The sequence below is a fragment of the Belnapia rosea genome (assembly GCF_900101615.1).
Lineage (GTDB): Bacteria > Pseudomonadota > Alphaproteobacteria > Acetobacterales > Acetobacteraceae > Belnapia > Belnapia rosea.
Window position 1 is genome coordinate 1,237,426 of the sequence record NZ_FMZX01000001.1, and the last position, 21,097, is coordinate 1,258,522.

General features: G+C 71.3%; 20 protein-coding genes. 8 read left to right on the forward strand and 12 right to left on the reverse strand.

The genetic code is table 11. The features are described from left to right. Positions 1 to 16: 16 nt before the first annotated feature. A complete protein-coding gene (locus BLR02_RS05895) occupies positions 17 to 1,225 on the reverse strand; it encodes an MFS transporter (RefSeq protein WP_090661347.1) in 1,209 nt (402 codons plus the stop codon). Positions 1,226 to 1,424: 199 nt separating this feature from the next. On the opposite strand from BLR02_RS05895, the gene BLR02_RS05900 reads away from it, so the two are divergent. Beyond that, positions 1,425 to 2,327, forward strand: coding sequence for a LysR family transcriptional regulator (locus BLR02_RS05900; RefSeq protein WP_090661349.1), 903 nt, complete (start codon positions 1,425 to 1,427; stop codon positions 2,325 to 2,327). 6 nt (positions 2,328 to 2,333) lie between these two features. On the opposite strand, the gene BLR02_RS05905 is transcribed toward BLR02_RS05900, so the two are convergent. Further along, positions 2,334 to 3,308 carry a tripartite tricarboxylate transporter substrate-binding protein gene (locus BLR02_RS05905; RefSeq protein WP_090661352.1) on the reverse strand — a complete coding sequence of 325 codons (975 nt, stop codon included), beginning with the start codon at positions 3,306 to 3,308 and terminating at the stop codon, positions 2,334 to 2,336. Between the two features lie 77 nt (positions 3,309 to 3,385). Next, positions 3,386 to 5,191: a translation elongation factor 4 gene (gene lepA, locus BLR02_RS05910; RefSeq protein ID WP_090561929.1), complete on the reverse strand. Its 1,806-nt coding sequence runs from the start codon at positions 5,189 to 5,191 to the stop codon at positions 3,386 to 3,388. Between the two features lie 190 nt (positions 5,192 to 5,381). Here lepA and BLR02_RS05915 point away from each other — a divergent pair, with 190 nt between their 5' ends. Beyond that, positions 5,382 to 6,641, forward strand: a complete 1,260-nt coding sequence (locus BLR02_RS05915; protein ID WP_090661355.1) for a Y-family DNA polymerase — start codon at positions 5,382 to 5,384, stop codon at positions 6,639 to 6,641. Positions 6,642 to 6,701: 60 nt separating this feature from the next. On the opposite strand, the gene pheT is transcribed toward BLR02_RS05915, so the two are convergent. The 4 genes from pheT to rpmI all read right to left on the reverse strand — a co-directional run bounded on the left by pheT (position 6,702) and on the right by rpmI (position 10,938). Continuing rightward, positions 6,702 to 9,173: a phenylalanine--tRNA ligase subunit beta gene (gene pheT, locus BLR02_RS05920; protein WP_090661358.1), complete on the reverse strand. Its 2,472-nt coding sequence runs from the start codon at positions 9,171 to 9,173 to the stop codon at positions 6,702 to 6,704. Between the two features lies 1 nt (position 9,174). Next, complete coding sequence (gene pheS / locus BLR02_RS05925; RefSeq protein ID WP_090561923.1) at positions 9,175 to 10,257, reverse strand: phenylalanine--tRNA ligase subunit alpha; 1,083 nt, start codon at positions 10,255 to 10,257, stop codon at positions 9,175 to 9,177. Positions 10,258 to 10,337: 80 nt separating this feature from the next. Beyond that, on the reverse strand, positions 10,338 to 10,718 hold the full coding sequence (gene rplT, locus BLR02_RS05930; protein ID WP_043335970.1) for a 50S ribosomal protein L20: 381 nt from the start codon (positions 10,716 to 10,718) through the stop codon (positions 10,338 to 10,340). A gap of 13 nt (positions 10,719 to 10,731) precedes the next feature. Next, positions 10,732 to 10,938 carry a 50S ribosomal protein L35 gene (gene rpmI / locus BLR02_RS05935; protein WP_043363447.1) on the reverse strand — a complete coding sequence of 69 codons (207 nt, stop codon included), beginning with the start codon at positions 10,936 to 10,938 and terminating at the stop codon, positions 10,732 to 10,734. A gap of 155 nt (positions 10,939 to 11,093) precedes the next feature. On the opposite strand from rpmI, the gene BLR02_RS05940 reads away from it, so the two are divergent. The 6 genes from BLR02_RS05940 to BLR02_RS05965 all read left to right on the forward strand — a co-directional run bounded on the left by BLR02_RS05940 (position 11,094) and on the right by BLR02_RS05965 (position 17,403). Beyond that, positions 11,094 to 12,707: a helicase HerA-like domain-containing protein gene (locus BLR02_RS05940; protein WP_090661361.1), complete on the forward strand. Its 1,614-nt coding sequence runs from the start codon at positions 11,094 to 11,096 to the stop codon at positions 12,705 to 12,707. Between the two features lie 41 nt (positions 12,708 to 12,748). Continuing rightward, positions 12,749 to 13,558 (forward strand): diaminopimelate epimerase, encoded by an 810-nt coding sequence (dapF, locus tag BLR02_RS05945; RefSeq protein ID WP_090661363.1) that lies wholly within the window; start codon positions 12,749 to 12,751, stop codon positions 13,556 to 13,558. A gap of 10 nt (positions 13,559 to 13,568) precedes the next feature. Continuing rightward, entirely contained in the window at positions 13,569 to 14,807 is a 1,239-nt protein-coding gene (mtaB, locus tag BLR02_RS05950) for a tRNA (N(6)-L-threonylcarbamoyladenosine(37)-C(2))-methylthiotransferase MtaB (RefSeq protein WP_090661366.1), read from the forward strand. A 422-nt stretch (positions 14,808 to 15,229) separates the two neighbouring features. Further along, positions 15,230 to 16,129, forward strand: coding sequence for a signal recognition particle-docking protein FtsY (gene ftsY / locus BLR02_RS05955; RefSeq protein WP_245704649.1), 900 nt, complete (start codon positions 15,230 to 15,232; stop codon positions 16,127 to 16,129). Then, positions 16,126 to 16,584 (forward strand): hypothetical protein, encoded by a 459-nt coding sequence (locus tag BLR02_RS05960; protein WP_090661369.1) that lies wholly within the window; start codon positions 16,126 to 16,128, stop codon positions 16,582 to 16,584. Before ftsY ends, BLR02_RS05960 begins: the two co-directional genes overlap by 4 nt. An 18-nt stretch (positions 16,585 to 16,602) precedes the next feature. Beyond that, positions 16,603 to 17,403 carry a creatininase family protein gene (locus BLR02_RS05965; protein ID WP_090561913.1) on the forward strand — a complete coding sequence of 267 codons (801 nt, stop codon included), beginning with the start codon at positions 16,603 to 16,605 and terminating at the stop codon, positions 17,401 to 17,403. On the opposite strand, the gene BLR02_RS05970 is transcribed toward BLR02_RS05965, so the two are convergent. From BLR02_RS05970 to gap, 5 genes are all read right to left on the reverse strand, one after another. Continuing rightward, positions 17,397 to 17,834: a hypothetical protein gene (locus BLR02_RS05970; RefSeq protein ID WP_090661372.1), complete on the reverse strand. Its 438-nt coding sequence runs from the start codon at positions 17,832 to 17,834 to the stop codon at positions 17,397 to 17,399. The two genes, BLR02_RS05965 and BLR02_RS05970, sit on opposite strands and share 7 nt — an antisense overlap. Next, positions 17,831 to 18,376, reverse strand: coding sequence for an NUDIX hydrolase (locus BLR02_RS05975; RefSeq protein WP_090561910.1), 546 nt, complete (start codon positions 18,374 to 18,376; stop codon positions 17,831 to 17,833). Before BLR02_RS05975 ends, BLR02_RS05970 begins: the two co-directional genes overlap by 4 nt. Before the next feature lie 37 nt (positions 18,377 to 18,413). Continuing rightward, the gene (locus BLR02_RS05980) at positions 18,414 to 18,707 is read right to left on the reverse strand and encodes a hypothetical protein (RefSeq protein ID WP_176849393.1); all 294 of its coding nucleotides are present in this window, start codon (positions 18,705 to 18,707) and stop codon (positions 18,414 to 18,416) included. A 62-nt stretch (positions 18,708 to 18,769) separates the two neighbouring features. Beyond that, positions 18,770 to 19,966, reverse strand: a complete 1,197-nt coding sequence (locus BLR02_RS05985) for a phosphoglycerate kinase (RefSeq protein ID WP_090661378.1) — start codon at positions 19,964 to 19,966, stop codon at positions 18,770 to 18,772. A gap of 55 nt (positions 19,967 to 20,021) precedes the next feature. Further along, on the reverse strand, positions 20,022 to 21,062 hold the full coding sequence (gap, locus tag BLR02_RS05990; RefSeq protein WP_090561904.1) for a type I glyceraldehyde-3-phosphate dehydrogenase: 1,041 nt from the start codon (positions 21,060 to 21,062) through the stop codon (positions 20,022 to 20,024). Between the last annotated feature and the right edge of the window lie 35 nt (positions 21,063 to 21,097).

Below are 21,097 nucleotides of genomic sequence, written 5' to 3' on the forward strand. Positions count from 1 at the left end.
TCCTGCATCGCCCATCTCAGGCCGCCGCAGGCACCTTGCGGCCGCCCGAGGCGAGGGCGACCAGCAGCAGCCCGGCCAGCGCCAGCACCGCCCCGGCCAGGGCCACCGCGCCATAGCCGAAGCCGAGCGAGATCACCCCGCCGCCCACCGCGGCGCCGAGGGCATTGCCGAGGTTGAAGGCCCCGATATTCACCGAGGAGGCGAGGCCCGGCGCATCGGCCGCCGCCTGCATCACCCGCATCTGCACCGGCGGCACGATGGCGAAGGTCGCGACGCCCCAGGCGAGCAGGCCGATCGCCGCGCCGACATGGCTCGTCAGTAGCAGCGGCAGCACCGCCATGATCGCCGCCAGCGCGCCGAGGAAGATCTTGGTCGCTCCATCCAGCGACCAGTCGGCCAGCCGCCCGCCCAGACCGTTGCCGATGGTGAAGCCGATGCCGATCAGCACCAGCGCCAGGGTGACAAAACTGGCGGAAGCTCCGGTCAGCGTCTCAAGCGCCGGCGCGACATAGGTGTAGAGGGTGAACATCGCCGCCGAGCCCATCACCGTCGTCGCCATCGCCAGCAACACGGCCGGGCGGATGAGCACCGTCAGCTCCCGCCGGATATCGGGCATCCGGCCCAGCTCGCCCCTTGGCAGGACGAGGAAGAGCGCCGCCATCGCCAGGATGCCGAGGCCCGCCGTGCCGGCGAAGGCCATGCGCCAGCCGATCGTCTGGCCGAGCCAGGTCGCGGCCGGCACGCCGCCGACATTGGCGATGGTCAGCCCCATGAACATCGTCGCCACCGCGCTTGCCTGGCGCTCCTTCGGCACCACGCTCGCCGCCACCGTGGCACCGAGGCCGAAGAAGGCGCCATGGTTCATGCTGGTGACGATGCGCGCCGCCAGCAGCGTCCAGTAGTCCGGCGCGATGGCCGAGAGCAGGTTGCCGATGGTGAAGATGCTCATCAGCAGGATCAGCGCGTTGCGCCGGCGCATCCGCCCGAGCGCGAGCGTCATCACCGGCGCGCCGAGCATCACGCCAACCGCATAGGCGCTGACCAGCAGCCCGGCGGTCGGGATGGAGACACCGACACCGGTGGCGATGACGGGCAGCAACCCCATCGGCGCGAATTCGGTGGTGCCGATGCCGAAGGCACCGACGGCGAGCGCCAGCAGCGGCCAGGTGGCGGCGGCACGTGATCCGGGTTGCGGCGACGGGTCGCCGGCTGCGGGTGAAGGCATGGGATTCTCCTCGGGATTCGTCATGCTGCGCGCCCGGGCCGCTCCCCGGCTTGAACCGGCGTGATCGCGGCAATGGCGCAGCCTTGCACCCAGGATGGCGAGGCCGGGGGCAGGCGATAAGCCGGCCCGCCGCCACATCAGCCGTGAATCCAATTCACAGCCGGCGCATGATCCCCTCCGTCATGGCCGAGGGGCACGGATGGACAACAGGATCGGGGAATTGCAGGTCTTCCTGCGCGTGGCGGAGGCCGGCAGCTTCTCCGAGGCGGCACGCCAGCTGCTGATGACGCCCTCCACCATCAGCCGGCTGATCGCCCGCATCGAGGCGCGGCTCGGCGTGAAGCTGATCGAGCGCTCGACCCGCCATCTCGCGCTCACCGATGAGGGGAGGCTGCTCTACGAACGGGGCGGCGCGCTGCTCGCCGATTTCGACGCCTTCGAGCGCGAATTGGCACAGGGCGCCGGCACGCCCGGCGGGACGCTCCGCGTCAACGCCTCCGTCCCCTTCGGCACCCTCGCGCTCGAGCCGCTGCTGCCCGAATTCTGGGAGGCCTATCCACGGGTCCTGGTCGACCTCTCCCTCTCGGACGAGCTTGTCGACCTCTACATGGACCGGACGGATATCGCCTTCCGCGTCGGCGCTCTGACCGAGAGCAGCCTCATCGCGCGGCGGATCGGCGTGGCGCGGCGGAAGATCGTCGCCTCACCCGCCTATCTGGCGCGCCACGGGACGCCGCGCAGCATCGCCGAGCTCGACGGGCACAACTGCCTCGCCTTCAATTTCCGCCGGACCGCACCGGTCTGGCCGATCCGCGAAGGCGGGCGCATCCTCGACCGGATGGTGACGGGCACGCTGCTCGCCAATAACGGGGAGACGGTGCGGCGCCTGGCGGTGGCGGGGGCCGGCCTCGCCCGGCTCGGCGACTTCCATGTCCGCGACGACATGGCGGCAGGCCGGCTGGTCGAGGTCCTGCCTGATTCGGGCGACGAGGAGGAGATCCACGCGCTCTATCTCGGCGGCCCGCTGCTGCCGCAGCGGGTCCGCGCCTTCCTCGACTTCATGGTCCCGCGCCTGCAGGCCTTCCTGAGGCGCGGGGGCTGACCCTGCTCAGTCGGCGTATTGCCCCGCCGCCTGGATGATCGGCCGCCACTTGGCGATATCGGCCTGCCAGAAGGCGCGATGCGCCTCCGGCGTCGCCCGGTCCTGCGCCACCGGCGCGGTGCCGAGCTCGCCGAAGCGGGCAACCAGCTTCTCGTCGCGCAGCGCCACCTGCAGCGCCTGGGAGAGGCGCTGCACCACCGGTGCCGGCGTCCCCTTCGGCGCGTAGAGCCCGTGCCACACGCTGACCTGGAAGGCCGGCAGCCCCGCCTCGGCCGAGGTCGGCACATTCGGCAGCGCCGGGATGCGCGCCTCGGTCGTCACCGAGAAGACCTTCAGCGCGTTCGAATTGATCTGCTCGGTGGTGTTGGTCGTCTGGTCGCACATCAGGTCGATGCGGCCGGTGAGGATTTCCTGCATGGCCGGGCCGGTGCCGCGGAAGGGCACGGTCGTCATCGGCGCATCGACGGCCTTCATCAGCAGCAGGCCGCAGAGATGGCTCGCCGCGCCGATGCCCGCATTGGCGTAATTGAGGTTCTCCCGCTCCCGCCGGATCACCGTGATCGCCTCGGCGAGGGTGTTCGCCGGGAAATCCTTCTTCGCCACCAACGTCATCGGCACTTCGGTGATCAGGCCGACCGGCTCGAAGCCGCCCACCGGGTCATAGGCGAGGCGCCGGTAGAGCGAAGGCGTCGTCGCCATGCCGATATGGTGCAGCAGCAGCGTATAGCCATCCGGCCGGGCCTGGGCCACACGCTGGGAGCCGATGGTGCCCCCGGCCCCGCCGGCATTCTCCACCACCACGGTCTGGCCGAGGTCGCGCCCCATCGCCTCGGCGACCAGGCGCGAGACCGTGTCGGTCGGCCCGCCGGCTGCGAAGGGCACGATGATGGTGATGGTGCGGCTGGGGAATTGCTGGGCCATCGCCGGCCCTGCGGCGACCAGCGACAGCGCCATCAAGGCACGGCGAGCGATTCGAATCATGGAGTTCTCCCGGTGCGGCGTCGTTCCGATCGGGCCGCTTAGATGACATGGGGTTCAGGAATCAACCCCCAACCCTGTCAGGCATCCATTTTCAGCGCGGCGATGAAGGCGCTCTGCGGGATCTCGACCTTGCCGAACTGCCGCATGCGCTTCTTGCCCTCCTTCTGCTTGTCGAGAAGCTTGCGCTTGCGGCTGATGTCACCGCCGTAGCATTTCGCGGTCACGTCCTTCGACATCGCCGAGATGGTCTCGCGCGCGATCACCCGCCCGCCGATCGCCGCCTGGATCGGGATCTTGAAGAGCTGGCGCGGGATCAGCTCCTTCAGCCGCTCGCAGATCTGCCGGCCGCGCCGGTCGGCCTGGCTGCGATGCGCCATGAAGGACAGCGCATCGACCGGCTCGGCATTCACCAGGATGGAGATCTTCACCAGGTCGCCGGCCTCGTAGCCATCGACCTGGTAGTCGAAGCTGGCATAGCCGCGGCTGAGCGACTTGAGTCGGTCGTAGAAGTCGAAGACCACCTCGTTCAGCGGCAGCCGGTACACCGCCATGGCGCGGGTGCCGACATAGGTCAGCTCCACCTGCCGGCCGCGGCGCTCGTTGCAGAGCGTCAGCACGGGCCCGAGATACTCGTCCGGCACCATGATGGTCGCCTTGATCCAGGGCTCCTGGATCTCCTCGATCACGCTCGGGTCCGGCATGTCGGCCGGGTTGTGCAGGTCGAACTCCTCCCCGTTCGTCCGCCTCAGCTTGTAGACGACGGAGGGCGCGGTCGCGATCAGGTCGAGGTCGAACTCGCGGGACAGCCGCTCCTGCACGATCTCCAGATGCAGCAGGCCGAGGAAGCCGCAGCGGTAGCCGAGGCCGAGCGCGGCGCTGGTCTCCATCTCGTAGTGGAAGCTGCTGTCGTTCAGCCGCAGCTTGCCGACGCTCTCGCGCAGCTTCTCGAAGTCGTCGGCATCGACCGGGTAGAGCCCGCACCACACCACCGGGATGCTCGGCTTGAAGCCCGGCAGCGCCTCGGAGGCCGGGTTGCGGTCATCGGTGATGGTGTCGCCGACATTGGTGTCGGCCACCGTCTTGATGGCCGCCGTCACATAGCCCATCTCGCCGGGGCCCAGGCTCTCGGCAGCGATCATCTTCGGGGTGAAGACGCCGACCTGCTCGATGGTATGCACCGCGCCGTTCGACATCATGCGGATGCGCTGGCCCTTGCGCAGGTGCCCGTCCCTCACCCGCACCAGCACGACGACGCCGAGATAGGCGTCGTACCAGCTATCGACCAGCAGCGCCGTCGTCGTCTTCGAGGCATCGCCAGTGGGGGGAGGCAGCCGCGTGACGATCGCTTCCAGCACGCCCTCGATGTTGAGGCCCGTCTTGGCGCTGATCTCGACCGCATCCGAGGCATCGATGCCGATGACGTCCTCGATCTGCTGCTTCACTCGCTCGGGTTCCGCCGCCGGCAGGTCGATCTTGTTCAGGACCGGCACGATCTCGTGGTTGGCGTCGATCGCCTGATAGACATTGGCCAGCGTCTGCGCCTCGACGCCCTGCGAGGCATCGACCACCAGCAGGCTGCCCTCGCAGGCCGCCAGGCTCCGGCTCACCTCATAGGCGAAGTCCACATGGCCAGGCGTGTCCATCAGGTTGAGGATGTAGGTCTCCCCATCCTTCGCCTTGTAGGCGAGGCGCACCGTCTGCGCCTTGATGGTGATGCCCCGTTCCCGCTCCAACTCCATGTTGTCGAGGAGCTGCTCCTTCATCTCCCGCGCGGTCACGGTGCCGGTGGCCTGGATCAACCGGTCGGCGAGCGTCGATTTCCCGTGGTCGATATGGGCGATGATGGAGAAGTTGCGGATGCGGGCGAGCGGGGTGTCGGGCATGGGATTCCGGCGGCCGGGTCAGGGTGTCCGGCCTTTGGGGGTGCAGATAAGGCAGCGGAGCGCGAAGGGAAAGCTATAGCAGCTTGATGGGCGCCCCGCGCCCCGCCCTTTCGGCACCGCCCCGAGCGATCATTCCCCTTGCCTAAAGTTCGCTATTTGTTCCAGACTGCCGCCTCCATCGGAGGCGCCCGTGACCGACCCCCTGCTGGATTGCGACCCGTCCCGACCCTTCCGCTGGCTCTATCTCGACTTCAACAGCTTCTTCGCCAGCGTCGAGCAACAGGACCATGCGGAGCTCCGCGGCCGCCCCGTCGGCATCCTCGCCGCCCCCGGCGAGAACACCTGCGTCATCGCCGCCAGCATCGAGGCCCGCACCCATGGCGTGAAGACCGGCACCCCGCTGCACGAGGCCCGCCGCCTCTGCCCCGGCATCATCTTCCGCCCCGCCCGCCATGCGCTCTACACCGCCTATCACCGCCGCATCCTGGCCGAGCTCGACCGCCACCTCCCCGTCGAGCGGGTCTGGTCGATCGATGAGGTCTCCGCCCGCCTCCTCGGCCCGCAGCGCCGGCCGGAGGCGGCCTTCGCCCTCGCCCGCGCGATCAAGGCGGGCCTCGCCGAGCACATCGGCTCCTGCCTGCGCTGCTCCATCGGCCTCGCCCCCAGCCGCCACCTCGCCAAGCTGGCGACCGAGTTGCAGAAGCCGGACGGCCTCGTCGCCCTGCGCCCGGAGGATCTCCCCGGCCCCCTTCTCCACCTCGCCCTGCGCGACATTCCCGGCATCGGCCGCGGCATGGCGGCGCGCCTCGCGCGCTGCGGCATCACGGACATGGCCGGCCTCTGGAGCCTCGGCCCCAAGCGCGCCCGGCTGATCTGGAACAGCGTCGAGGGCGAGCGTTTCTGGTACGGCCTCCGCGGCGCCGACCTGCCGGAGCCCCGCGCCCCCGCCATCCCGCGCTCCATCGGCCATGCCCGGGTCCTGCCCCCCGCCCTGCGCGAGGCCGAGGCCGCCCACCACGTCACCCGCCTGCTGGCCATGAAGGCAGCGGCCCGGCTGCGCGCCGCTGCCAGCCTCGCCACCATCCTGATCCTTCATGTCGAGCCGGCCCGCGGCAGCGCCACGCGCGAGCAGGGCCTGCAAGGCGAGACCCGCCTGCGCCAGACCGATGATGACCGCGTGGTGCTGGGCGAGCTCGATCGCCTCTGGGGGCAACTCCCGCCCATCCGCTACTGGCGCGTCGCGGTGACGCTCGCCGGCCTCATCCCCGCCGCCAACGCCACGCCCGACCTGCTGGACTGGGCGGCGGGCCGGTCCAGCCCCCGCCTTGCCGAGGCGATGGCGCGCATCCACCGCCGCTTCGGCCGCGATAGCCTGCTCTTCGGCCCGGCGCCACGTGACCGCGACGCCTATGCCGAGCACAAGGTCGCCTTCTCCCGCGTGCCGGACTAAGCTTTTGTCGAGACGGGAACATTCCTCCGACCGGATGATGCCATCCGGTCGGAGTTTGCTCTAGCCGCGGAGCACGGCCCCCGTCGCCTTGCCCACAGCCGCCACGACCTTCGCCGCCGCCGCCTCGATCTCGGCATCGGTCAGCGTCGCGGCACGCGGCTGCAGCACGGCCTGGATGGCGAGGCTCACCTTGCCCTCCGGCAGCTTGTCCCCCGCATAGCGGTCGAACAGCACCACCTCGGTGACAAGGGCCTTGTCCGCGCCCCGTGCCGCCCGCAGCACCGCCTCGGCCGGGACACCCTCATCGACGAGGAAGGCGAAGTCGCGCCGCACCGGCTGGAAGGCCGGCAGGTCCGGCGCACCCCGCTTCCGCCGCTTCGGCTCCGGGATGGCATCGAGGAAGACCTCGAAGCCAACCGCCGGCCCCACGAGGTCGAGCGCGGCCCTGGCGCGCGGATGGATCTCGCCGAAGGTGGCGAGCACGGTCTTCGGCCCCTGCCGCAACACGCCGCTCCGGCCCGGGTGGTAGAAGCCCGGCGCATCCGTGGTGACGCTGACGGCAGCCATCGGCACGCCGAGCGCCGCCAGCACCGCCAGCGCATCGCCCTTGGCATCCATGGCATCGACGGGGCGCGAGGCTTCCGCCCAATGCCGCGGCGTATGGCCCGTGCGTATCCCGGCGGCCACCTGGAGCTGCCCCTCGGGCGAGGCGCTGCGATAGGCCGCACCCAGCTCGGCCAGGGCCGCATCCGGGTAGCCGCGGGCCGCATTGCGGGCCGCTGCCTGCAGCAGGCTGGCGACCGGGGTGGGACGCATCTGGTCGAGATCGGCCGCGATCGGATTCTCGAGACGCAGCGCCGCCGGCGCCTCGCCGAACAGCGCCGCGACCTTCGCCTCCATGAAGCCGAAGCTGACGCAATCCAGCATCCCCCGCGCTGCCAGTACCCGCCGCGCCAGCACCGCCCGCGCCTGCTTCGCGCTCAGGGCCGGCGGCGGCACGATCCCGGCCACGGGCAGCGAGACCGGGAGGATGCGGTCCAGCCCCTGGATCCGCAGCACCTCCTCGACGAGGTCCGCCTCCGGCTCCACCTGCGCGCAGCCCTCGGCCGCGGCCCGGGCCCGCTCGGCCGGCAGGCCCGGCGCCTGGTCCAGCGCGCCCTTGGCTGCGATGTCGTTGCGCCAGGACGGCACCGCCACCGTCACCGAACCGGCATCCCGCGCCTCGACCATGAAGCCCAGCCGCTCGAGGATGCCGACCGCCTCATCCGGCGCCACCTCGGCGCCGCCGAGGCCGGCCAGCCGCTCGAAGCGCAACATGGCGCTCCGCCGCCAGTCCGGCTCCGCCCCCGCCGCGGCGACCTCGCTCGCCTCCCCGCCGCAGAGCTCGATCATCAGCGCCGTGGCCAGGTCGAGCGCCACGGGCGGCAGCGCCTGGTCCACCCCCCGCTCGAACCGCGCCCGCGCATCGGTGCGGATATCGTGCCGCCGCCCGGACAGCGCGATGCGCACCGGGTCGAAGACCGCGCATTCAATGAAGCACTCGCGCGTGCCCTCGTCGCAGCCCGTATGGGAGCCGCCGATGATGCCGCCGAGCGATTCCGGCCCGGCCTCGTCGGCGATGACGCCATCCTCCGCCGTCAGCGCATAGGTCTTGCCGTTCAGCGCGGCGAGCTCCTCGCCCTCCCGCGCCATGCGCAGGGTCAGCGTCCCGCCCCGCACCTTCGCCACGTCGAAGACATGCAGCGGCCGGCCGAGGCCGTAGGTGAAGAGGTTCGTCACATCGACCAGCGCGTTGATCGGCCGCTGCCCGATCGCCACCAGCCAATCCTGCAGCCATTGCGGCGAAGGCCCGTTGCGCAGGCCGCGGATGCCCCGGCCCAGGACCCACCGGCAGGCGCGCGGGTCGGCGATCTCCCAGCGCAGCGGCGCCGGATAGGCGGCCGCCACCTGTGCCGGCTGCAACGGCTTCAGCCGCCCGAGCCCCGCCGCCGCCAGGTCCCGCGCCACGCCATGGACCGAGAGCGCATCGCCCCGGTTCGGCGTGACGCTGATCTCGATGATCGGGTCATCCATGCCGGCCCAGCGCACATAGCTCTCGCCGAGCGGCGCGTCCTCCGGCAGGTCGACGATGCCCGAATGGTCGTCGCCGAGCCCCATCTCCCGCGCCGAGAGCATCATCGCCTCGGAGGCGACGCCACGGATCTCACCCCGCTTCAGAGTGATGCCGGTGCCCGGGATGAAGGCGCCCGGCAAGGCGAGGACGCCCTTCATCCCCGCCCGCGCATTCGGTGCGCCGCAGACGACGGAGAGCAACTTGCCGTCGCCCGCATCCACCTTCAAGGCGCGCAGCCGGTCCGCATTCGGGTGCTGCACCGCCTCCACCACATGGGCGATGCGGAAGGAGGCGAGCGCCGCGCCGCGATCCTCCACCCCCTCGACCTCGAGGCCAATGGTGTTCAGCGCCGCCAGGATATCGGCCAGCGGCGCCTCGGTCTCGAGATGCGCGCGGAGCCAGGACAGGGTGAACTTCATCTCAGAAACCCTCCGTCAGCGAGGGAGGCGAGAGCGGGTCGGTGGCCCAGTGCCGGAGCCAGCGCAGGTCGCTCTCGTAGAAGGGGCGAAGGTCCGGCATGCCGTGCTTCAGCATGGTGATGCGCTCGATCCCCATGCCGAAGGCGAAGCCCTGCCACTCCCGCGCATCGATGCCGCAATTGGCCAGCACCCGCGGATGCACCATCCCGCTCCCCAGGATCTCCAGCCAGTCGCCACCCTTCCCCAGCTCGCCCGTCCTGCGGTTCCAGCCGATATCCACCTCCATCGAGGGCTCGGTGAAGGGGAAGTAGCTGGCGCGGAACCGCACCGGCAGGTCGCCGATGCCGAAGAAGGCGCGGAGAAAATCGATCAGACAACCCTTCAGGTGCCCGAGCGTGATCCCGCGGTCGATCACCAGCCCCTCCACCTGGTGGAACATCGGGCTGTGCGTCGCATCATGGTCCGCCCGCCAGGTCCGCCCGGGAACGATGACGCGGATCGGCGGCTCCTGGCCCAGCATGGTCCGCGCCTGCACCGGCGAGGTATGCGTGCGCAGCACCGGCCGCCGCCCATCCGCCCCCGCCGGCAGGTAGAAGGTGTCGTGGTCCTGCCGCGCAGGATGATGGTCCGGGATGTTAAGCGCCGAGAAGTTCAGCCAGTCGCTCTCGATGTCGGGCCCCTCCGCCACCCGGAACCCCATGGCGCCGAAGATCGCCGTCAGCTCCTCGATCGTCCGGCTGATCGGGTGGATGCCGCCCTCCCCGGCCCCGCCCGGCGCATGCGCCCGCGGCGGCAGCGAGACGTCCATCCGCTCGGCGGCCAGCCGCGCCTCCAGCGCCGCCGCCTCCAGCGCCGCGCGCCGCGCCTCGATCGCCGATTCCAGCTCCGCCTTCAGCCGGTTGAGCGCCGCCCCACGCTCCTTCCGCGCCTCGGCCGGCACCTGGCCGAGCCCCTTCAGCAGCCCGGTCAGCCGCCCGCTCTTGCCGAGCGTGCCGACCCGCACCGCATCCCAGGCGCGGAGGTCGGCGGCGGCGGCGAGGGCGTCGGCGGTCTCGCCCCGCAGGGTGTCGAGGTCATCGCTCATGCGTCAGGTCCCGAACAGGCAAAAGGCCGCACCCTTCCGGGAGCGGCCCTTGCGCAAGATCTCCCCCAAGGGGGAAGGAGTCAGGCCGCCGGCGTCGCCGCCGGGGCCGGACGCGCCGCGCGGGCCTTCTCGACCAGCGCCGCGAAGCTCGTCGGATCGTCGAAGGCAATCGTCGCCATGACCTTGCGGTCCAGCTCGATCCCCGCCGCCTTGATGCCGGCGATGAACTGCGAATAGGTCAGCCCATGCTCGCGCACCGCCGCGTTGATCCGCTGGATCCAGAGGCCGCGGAAGTCACGCTTCTTGTTGCGGCGATCGCGATAGGCGTATTGCAGCGCCTTCTCGACCCGCTCGAGCGCGGGGCGGAAATTCGTGGAGGACCGGCCGACATAGCCCTTGGCGAGCTTGAGGACCTTCTTGTGACGGGCGTGCGCAGTGACGCCCCGCTTGACGCGTGCCATGGCTCAGACCCCCTTACCGGACCAGCCCATAGGGCGCCCATTGCAACACCGTCAGCCCATCCTGGTGCCGCAGCACCTGGGTTCCGGTGTTCTGCCGCTTCACCTTGGAGGAGCGGTTGCGCAGCATGTGCCGCTTCTTGCCGGGGCCGGCGAGCACCTTGCCCGTGGCCGTCACCTTGAAGCGCTTCTTCACAGAAGACTTCGTCTTCATCTTGGGCATTTGGACCTCCTTGTCCGGTCAGGATGCGCACCGCGAGGGCGCGCGAAGCCGCGGCCGGGCATGCCCTACAGGCCCGTCGCGCGGAAAGAGAGGCGGGCGTATAGCCGCGCACCGCCCCGGATGCAAGCGCCAGCCTCCTGCCCTATAACCATCTCATGCCGGACAACATCCTCATCGGCCGGGGCGAGCACCCCTGCACCCTTCTCCTCTCCCGCGCGAACCGCCATGGGCTGGTCGCGGGCGCCACCGGCACCGGCAAGACCGTTACCTTGCAGACCCTGGCCGAGGGCTTCTCCCGCGCCGGCGTCCCCGTCTTCTGCGCCGACATCAAGGGAGACCTGGCCGGCCTCTCCCAGCCCGGCCGGCCCAACCCGAAGCTCGAGCAGCGCGCCCATGAGCTGGGCGAGGCGGATTTCGCCTATGAGCCCTCCCCCGCCATCCTCTGGGACGTCTTCGGCCAGCAGGGCCATCCGCTCCGCGCCACCGTCGCCGAGATGGGGCCCCTGCTCCTGGCCCGGATGCTGGAGCTGAACGAGACGCAGGAAGGCGTGCTCACCATCGCCTTCAAGCTGGCCGATGACGAGGGCCTGCTGCTGCTCGACTTCAAGGACCTCCGCGCCATCCTCACCCATGTCGCGGAGCGCGCCAGCGAGCTCGGCGCGACCTACGGCAATGTCAGCAAGTCGACCATCGGCACCATCCAGCGCCGCCTGCTGATGCTGGAACAGGCCGGCGGCGAGCAATTCTTCGGCGAGCCCGCCCTCTCGCTGGCCGACCTCATGCTCCTCACCCCCGATGGCCGCGGCGCCATCAACGTGCTCGCCGCCGACAAGCTCATCGCCTCGCCCCGCCTCTACGCCACCTTCCTGCTCTGGCTCCTCTCCGAACTGTTCGAGGAGCTGCCCGAGGTCGGCGACATCGAGAAGCCGAAGCTCGTCTTCTTCTTCGACGAGGCCCATCTCCTGTTCCGCGACGCCCCGAAGGCGCTGGTCGAGAAGGTGGAGACGGTGGTGCGCCTGATCCGCTCCAAGGGGGTGGGCATCTACTTCGTGACGCAAAACCCGCTCGACCTGCCGGCGACCGTCCTCGGCCAGCTCGGCAACCGCGTGCAGCATGCGCTCCGCGCCTTCACCCCCGCCGAGCAGAAAGCCGTCCGCGCCGCCGCCGAGACCTTCCGCCCCAACCCGAAGCTCCGCGTCGAGGAGGCGATCACCCATCTCGGCGTTGGCGAGGCGCTGGTCTCGACGCTGCGGGAGGACGGCACGCCGAGCCCGGTGGAGCGCGCCCGCATCCTGCCCCCGCGCGGCCGCATCGGCGCCATCACGCCCGAGGAACGCGCCGCCACCTTGCAGGCGAGCCCCCTCGCCGGCCATTACGACCATGCAGTGGACCGCGAATCGGCCTATGAGCTGCTGCAGGGCCGCGCCACAGCGGCCCCCGCCTCCGGCCCCTGGCGCACCGGCCCCGCCCCGACCCGCGACAGCAACCCCTGGGGCGGCGCCACCCCGCCCCCGCGCCCACAGCCGCAACACCCGCCAGCCCGCGGCAGCCGCATCCCGCAGATCCCGCCCCGCCAGGCTGGCGGCGGTAGCCAAGGGGGAGGCATGGGCGAGATCCTCGGCGACATCCTCACCGGCCGCGGCGGCAGGCGGGAGGGCGTCGCCGAATCCATGGCGAAATCCGCCGCCCGCAGCATCGGCAGCTCGGTCGGCCGCCAGATCAGCCAGGCCGTGTTGCGCGGCGTGCTGGGCTCCATCCTGAAACGGTAGGGTTGGAAGCCTCCGGCGGAGAGGGCATATCTCCTCCCGTGATGGTTCCCTTCCGCAAGATGCACGGCCTCGGCAACGACTTCGTCGTGCTGGATGCGCGCGCCCAGCCCCTGCCGGTCACGCCCGCCCGCGCCGCCGCCATCGCCGACCGGCGGCGCGGCATCGGCTGCGACCAGTTCATCCTGCTGGAGCCGGGCACGGACGGCGCCGATGTCTTCATGCGCATCCGCAACCCGGACGGCTCCGAGGCCGGCGCCTGCGGCAACGCCACCCGCTGCATCGCCTCCCTGGTCGCCGGGGACTCCGGCGCCGACCGCGTCGTGGTCCGCACCATCAGCGGCGACCTGCCGGCGGAGCGCCTCGGCGATCTCTGGCGCGTCGATATGGGCCCCGCCCGCCTCGGCTGGCAGGACATCCCCCTAGCCCGCGCCATGGACACCCTCCATTTGCCGCTGGAGGATGCCGCCGCCTGCTCCATGGGCAACCCCCATGCGACGCTCTTCGTCCCCGATCTCGACGCCGTCCCGGTCGAGACGCTCGGTCCCCGGCTGGAGCACGACCCGCTCTTCCCCGACCGTGCCAATATCGGCTTCGTCCAGGTGCTGAACCCCGAGCACATCCGCCTGACCGTCTGGGAGCGCGGCGCCGGCCTGACGCTGGCCTGCGGCTCCGGCGCCTGCGCCGCCCTGGTGAATGCCGCCCGCCGCGGCCTCACCGGCCGGGCCGCCACCGTCACCCTCCCCGGCGGCGACCTCCATATCGAATGGCGCGCGGATGGCCATGTGCTGATGACCGGCCCCGTCGCCACCGCCTTCACCGGCACCATCGACCTCGACGGTCTTCCCCAATGATACGGTCGCTGTGACGCTCGAACTCCTGACCTTCGGCTGCCGGCTCAACACCTATGAGTCGGAGGCGATGCGCGACCTCGCCGGCAAGGCCGGGCAGCAGGGCATCATCGTCAATACCTGCGCCGTCACGGCCGAGGCCGAGCGCCAGGCCCGCCAGGCCATCCGCCGCGCCGCCCGCGAGAATCCGGGCACGCCGATCATCGTCACCGGCTGCGCCGCGCAGATCGCGCCGGACAAGTGGGCCACCCTCCCCGGCGTCACCCGCGTCATCGGCAATGCCGACAAGCTGAAGCCGGAAAGCTGGGCCCTCGGCACGCCCCCCGCGCCGGTGACGGACATCATGGCCGCCACCGAGACGGCCGCCCATCTGGTGACCGAGTTCGCCGGCCGCGCCCGCGCCTTCGTCCAGGTCCAGCAGGGCTGCGACCACCGCTGCACCTTCTGCGTCATCCCCTATGGCCGCGGCCCCTCCCGCTCCGTCCCGATCGGCGCCATCGTCGAGCAGGTCCGCACCCTGGTCGCGCATGGCTACAAGGAGGTCGTCCTCACCGGCGTCGACATCACCAGCTACGGGCCGGACCTGCCCGGCCGGCCGCGCCTTGGCCAGATGATCCGCCGCCTGCTCGCCCTGGTGCCGGAGCTGCCGCGCCTCCGCCTCTCCTCCCTCGACCCGGTCGAGATCGATGACGACCTCTGGCGCCTCATCGCCGAGGAGCCGCGGCTGATGCCGCATCTCCACCTCTCGATGCAGCACGGCGCCGACCTCATCCTGAAGCGCATGAAGCGCCGCCACCTGAAGGCGGATGCGCTGGCCGTGGTCCGCCGAGCCCGCGCCCTCCGCCCCGACATGGCTTTCGGCGCCGACCTCATCGCCGGCTTCCCCACCGAGACCGAGGAGCAGTTCGCCGAGATGCTCGACTGCGTCGCGGAGATGGAACTCGCCTTCCTGCACGTCTTTCCCTATTCCGAACGCCCCGGCACGCCGGCCGCGCGCATGCCGCCCGTGCCGGTGCCGGTGCGCAAGGCCCGCGCCGCCCGGCTGCGGGCGGCCGGGGCGGCGGGCGCGGCCCGCTTCTTCGCCGCGCGACTGGGTCAGGAGGAAGCGGTGCTGTTCGAGCGTGAGGATCGCGGCCACACCGCACATTTCGCCCCGATCCGCCTGGCCGCCGGCCGGGCGGAGCCGGGGGCGCTGCACCACCTGCGCGTCACCGGCGCCGATGCCGATGGCCTGCTGGCCGAGGCCGCCTGACCATGGCGCTGAAGGACTGGATCAGCCGCATCCGCGGCAAGGCGCCCGAGCCGCCGCCGCCGCCGGAAGCGCCGCTCACCACCGCGCCCGGCCAGCTGCCAGGGCCCGAGGCACCGCAGGGCGCGCCGACCATGCCGCCCCCGGCCTCGCCGGGAATCCCGGTCCCGCCCGTCCCGGTGCCGCCACCCTATACCACCCCATCGCCACAGGCCCGCATCGGCACGGTGGCCGAGCCCCCCGCCGAGATCCTGCCCCCGGCCGAGGATGACGCCGCCCTGCGCGAGGTGGAGGCCGCCGAAGCGGAGGCCGAGGCCGCAGCCGAAACGGAGGAGGCCGAGCCGGAGCGCGAGCCCCAGCCTGAGGCGCCGGCCGTCCTCCCCGCCGAGGCCGAGGAGGCCGCCCGCACCGGCTGGTTCTCCCGCCTGCGCACCGGCCTCTCCCGCTCCACCGCCCGGCTGACCGACAGCGTCACCTCCCTGTTCCGCAAGCGCCGCCTCGACGAGGAGGCGCTGGAGGAGCTGGAGGAGACGCTGATCGCTGCCGATCTCGGCGTCGCCGCCGCCCACCGCATCGTCGAGGGCTTCCGCCGCACCCGCTTCGGCAAGGAGGTCACGGACGAGGAGGTGAAGGCGGCGCTGGCCGAGGAGATCGCGGCCATCCTCGCCCCCGTCGCCGCGCCCATGCCGATCGAGCCGGCCCGGTCGCCGCATGTGGTGCTGGTCGTCGGCGTCAACGGCACCGGCAAGACCACCACCATCGCCAAGCTCGGCCAGCAATACCGCGAGGCGGGCCTGCGCTGCGCCTTCGTCGCCGGCGACACCTTCCGCGCCGCCGCCGTCGAGCAATTGCAGATCTGGGGCGACCGCACCGGCGCCCGCGTCCACGCCCCGGTGAAGGAAGGCGCCGATGCCGCCGGCCTCGCCTTCGATGCGCTGACCGCCGCCCGCGCCGATGGAACCCAGGTGCTGCTGGTCGATACCGCCGGGCGCCTCCACAACAAGTCCGCCCTGATGGAGGAGCTGCGCAAGGTCATCCGCGTGATGCGGCGCGTCGATCCCGAGGCGCCGCATTCGGTCCTGCTGGTGCTCGATGCCACCACCGGCCAGAACGCCCTGCAGCAGGTGAAGGTCTTCAAGGAGATGGTCGCCGTCACCGGCCTCGCGGTGACGAAGCTCGACGGCAGCGCCAAGGGCGGCGTCGTCGTGGCGCTGGCCCAGGAATTCGGCCTGCCGGTGCATTTCGTCGGCGTCGGCGAGAAGGCGGCCGATCTGCGCCCCTTCACCGCGCGGGACTACGCCCGGGGCTTGGTCGGCCTGCCGTGATCCGGCGGCGCGCCCTGGTCCTGTCCTCCCTGGCGCTGCTGCTCGCCCCCGCCGCCGCGGCGCAGGAGCCGCCCGCCCGCTTCATCGAGCTGCAGCCCATGGAGGGCCGCGCCGCGGTCCGCCTGAACGCGCTGCAGGTCGTGCGCATCGCCCGGCTCGACGGCGCGACCATCCTCGACACCACCGCCTATGTGCAGCAGCGCAGCAGCGAGGCGCTGGAGGCGGTCGTGCGCCGCCTGCAATCCGCCGGACTCCGCCTGGTGGCGCTGACCGACCTGAATGGCGCCCGCACCTATCTGGCGCTCGACCGCATCGTCCTCCTCCGCCCCTCGGAGGAACGGCATGCGGCGGGCGCCCGCGCCGCCATCGTCGTCGCCGGGCTCCGCTTCGCCACCGATGTGGCGGTGCGCGAGACGGTCGCCGAGGCGATGGCCGCCATCGCCGCCGCCCCGTAGGGAAGAAAGGGACCACCGATGCCGACCGAGATCCGCTGGGACCGCATGACCGGCCCCGAGCTCAAGGCCCTTGCCGGACGCGACGCGCTGGTGGTGCTGCCCATCGGCAGCCTCGAGCAGCACGGCCCGCATCTGCCGGTCTGGACCGACAGCGCCTGCGCTCATGAATTCGCCCTTCGCGCCGCCGCCGCCGTCGCCGATGAGGTGCCGGTCGCCGTGCTGCCGCCGATCTGGCTCGGCCTCTCGGAGCATCACCTGCCCTTCGGCGGCACCATCACCCTCGACCATGCCACCTTCCAGGCCGTGCTCCGCTGCGTGGTGCGCTCGCTGGTCGCCGATGGCTTCCGCCGCCTGCTGATCGTCAACGGCCATGGCGGCAATATCGACCCGCTGGCCGTGGCCGGGCGGGAGCTGGCGGTGGAATTCGGCATCCCCATCGTCACCACCACCTGGCCGCAGGTGGCGGCGAAGGAGATCGCCGCGATCCTCACCACCCAGCCCGGCGTGCAGCATGCCTGCGAGGGCGAGACCAGCCTCTGGCTCGCCCTCGACGCCGCGCAGGTCCGCCAGGAGCGAATCGCCGAGAGCCTCTCCAACCCGCCGCCCAACCCACCCGCCGGCTTCGTCCGCTTCTACTCCTTCGAGGAGCGCGCGCCCCGCACCGGCGTCCGCGGCGATCCGCGCGCGGCAACGGCCGAGAAGGGCGAGGCCATCTTCGCCGCCGTCACCCGGGCGCTGGCCGCCGCCATGCGCGACCCGGTGCTCTGGACCACGCCGGACCCGGTCTGGGATGCCGGCCGGGGCCTCAGGCCTCAATAGGCGAAGGGCACCAGCAGCCGGGCACCAGGGGCCGGCTTGTAGAGCTTCTCCTCCAGCAGGTTCGGCGAGCCCTCCTCGGCGAGCCCCCGCCCCGGCAGGTTCCGGTAGAGCAGGCTCGGGCCGAGGGTCGTCCGCGCATCCGGCAGGACCGGTTGGCGCTCGATATCCCGGTTCGGCACCGGCGCCCGGCTGCCCAGCGGCGATGACGTGCGCGGCGGCGGCGGCACGGCGGCATGTTTCGAGAGGTCGAGCGGCTGCGGCTTCCGCGTGGCCGGCCGGGCCGCCGGGCGGCGCCGCACCACCGGCGGCCGCGCGGCCGGAGCCGGCGCCTCCGCCGCTGGTCCGCCCGGCGCGACGACCGCCGCCTCCTCCGCCCAAGCCCCGGGCGCCGCGAGCAGGCCCAGCATCAGCAAGGCCGGACCCAGCCTCATAACCCATCCCCCGGCAGCGGCCGCATGCCGCGCATGTCGTCCGGTGGGTTCATGGCCGGAAGGCCGAGCGGCGCCCCCTCTGCCTCCCGCCAGTGATGCAGCGCCCAGCGGACCGAGGGGAAGGCGATCTCATCCCAGGGGATGTCGTCCCAGGCGAAGAGCCGCACATCCAGGCTCTCCGGCCCCGCCGCGAAGCCCGGCTCGGCCAGGCCAGCGCGGAAGATCACCTGCACCTGCCCGATACGGGCGATGGAATAGATGGCGAGCACGCCCTCGATGGCGATCCGCGCCTGGGCCTCCTCCCAGGCTTCGCGCCTGGCGCCCTCCTCCACCGTCTCGGCCATTTCCATATAGCCGGCCGGCAGGGTCCAGAAGCCGCGGCGGGGCTCGATCGCCCGGCGGCAAAGCAGGACCTGCCCCTCCACCTCGACGACGCTGCCGACGACGATCTTGGGGTTCTCATAGGCGATGAAGCCGCAATCGGCGCAGGTTAGCCGCTCGCGGTCCTCACCCTCGGGGATGCTGCGCACAAAGCTCGCCATCGCATAAAGATGCGCGGCACCCCCGGCCGGCGCAAGCTCAGACCCGTAGATCCAACAAAGAGCCACGCGGCAATGGCCGGCCCGGCGCGGCCGGCACCGCTTCCAGCGTCCGCTGGGTCGGCTGGGCCTCGGCGGCCGGGCCGTTCGGGGTTGGGTTGACGCCGCGCACCGGCTGGGTCGGTCGGGTCTGGGCCACCTGGGAGGTGAAGGCAGCCAGCGCATTCGTGCTGATCATGCGCCGGATCATGCCCTCCAGCCCTGAATCGACGGTAAAGGCCCGATCACGAAAGGCATGGGCAGGAAGGCGACGGTCGCGGGGCGGGATGCGCATGCCGCAGCATGGCGTCCCGCCCCGTTAACCGTCCAGTAAGCTTTGGTCACACCTGCCTGGGACTACGCCACTTCCAGCGCGGCCACGCCGGGCAGGGTCTTGCCTTCCAGCCATTCGAGGAAGGCACCGCCCGCCGCCGAGACATAGGTCATCCGCTCGACCACGCCGGCATGCTTCAGCGCCGAGACCGTGTCGCCGCCGCCGGCGATCGACTTCAGCCCCATCGACTGGGTGAGCCCCGCCACCGACTGCGCCACCGAGACGGTCGCCGCATCGAAGGGCGGCGTCTCGAAGGCGCCGAGCGGGCCGTTCCAGACCAGGGTGGAGGCCTGGCGCAGCCGCGCCTCGATCGCCGCCACCGTATCCGGCCCCACATCCAGCGCCATCATGTCGGCGGGCACCGCATCGACCGACACCTCACGCGTCGGCACGTTCTCGGCGAAGGTGGCGGCCACCACCAGGTCGCTCGGCAGGATGATCTCGCAATTGGCCGCCTTGGCGCCGGCGAGGATCTCGCGCGCCGTGTCGTACATCCCGGCCTCCTGCAGCGACTTGCCCATGGCATGCCCCTGCGCGCCGAGGAAGGTATTGGCCATCGCCCCGCCGATGACCAGCACATCCACCTTCTTTGTCAGGTTGCCCAGCAGGTCGAGCTTGGTGCTGACCTTGGCGCCACCAACGATGGCGACGACCGGCCGCGCCGGGTTGCCGAGCGCCGCGTCCAGCGCCTCGAGCTCCGCCTGCATCAGCCGCCCGGCATAGGCGGGCAGCAACCGCGCCACGCCCTCGGTGCTGGCATGCGCCCGGTGCGCCGCCGAGAAGGCGTCGTTCACATAGGCCTCGGCAAGCTTCGCCAGCGCCGCGGAGAGCGCCGGGTCGTTCTTCTCCTCGCCCGCATGGTAGCGGGTGTTCTCCAGCAGCAGCACCTCGCCGTCCTGCAGCGCCGCCGCCGCCGCCTCGGCCGCCGGGCCGATGCAGTCATCGACGAAGCCAACCGGGCGGCCGAGCGCGACCGACAGCGCCTCGGCCATCGGCCGCAGCGACATCTCGGGCACGCGCTGGCCCTTCGGCCGGTCGAAATGGCTGCAGACGATGACCCGCCCGCCCCGGTCCGCCAGCTCCTGGATGGTCGGCGCCAGCCGCTCGATCCGGGTGCGGTCGGTGATGGCGCCGTCCTTCATGGGCACGTTCAGGTCCGCGCGCAGCAGGATGCGGCGGCCCTTGGGGTCGAGGTCGTCGAGGGTACGGAAGCGGGCCATCCAGTGGGTCCTCATGCGGCGCCTGCCGGGTGGGCAGGCGCCGTGTTGTCCAGGCTCAGAGGCTGCCGAGCAGCGCGGCGGTGTCCGACATACGGTTGGAGAAGCCCCACTCGTTGTCGTACCAGCTCATCACCCGCACCAGCGCGCCATCGACCACCTGGGTCTGCGTCGCGTCGAAGGTCGAGGAATGGCTGTCATGGTTGAAGTCGATGCTGACCAGCGGCGCCGTGTTGTAGCCGAGGATGCCGCGCAGCTCGCCCTCCGCCGCCTCCTTCATCGCCGCGTTCACCATCTCCTTGGTCACGCCGGTCGCCTTCAGGTTCACGTCGAGCGAGATGAGCGAGACATTCGGCGTCGGGATGCGGATGGCGGTGCCGTCCAGCTTGCCCTTCAGCTCCGGCAGCACGAGGCCAACGGCCTTCGCCGCGCCCGTCGAGGTCGGAATGGCGGAGACCGCCGCGGCGCGGGCCCGGTGCAGGTCCTTGTGCAGCGTATCGACCGTGTTCTGGTCGCCCGTATAGGCGTGGATGGTCACCATGTAGCCGCGCAGGATGCCGAACTTCTCGTGCAGCACCTTCGCCACGGGGGCGAGGCAGTTGGTGGTGCAGGAGGCGTTCGAGACGATCTGGTGGCTCGGCTTCAGGATCTTGTGGTTCACGCCATAGACGATGGTCGCCTGGGCGCTGTCATCGGCATGCGCCTCGGCCCAGGTGACGGGGGCGGAGACCAGCACCTTCCGCGCGCCCGACTGCAGCAGCAGCGAGGCCTTGTCCGAGTTGGTGAAGATGCCGGTGCACTCGGCCGCGACATCGACGCCCTGCCAGGGCAGCTTGGTCGGGTCGCGCTCGGCCGTCACCTTGATCGGCGCATAGCGGCGGCCATTGGCCGAGATGATCATCGAGTTGCCCTCGACCTGCACCTCGCCCGGGAAGCGGCCATGGACGCTGTCGTAGCGGAAGAGATGCGCATTCGCCTCGACCGAGCCGAGGTCGTTGATGGCAACGCACTCGACATCGTCGCGCCCGCTCTCGATCATCGCGCGCAGCACCAGGCGACCAATGCGCCCGAACCCGTTGATCCCGACCTTCACGGCCATCATCGTCGTCCTTCTTTTGGAGCCCCGCCAGGGGG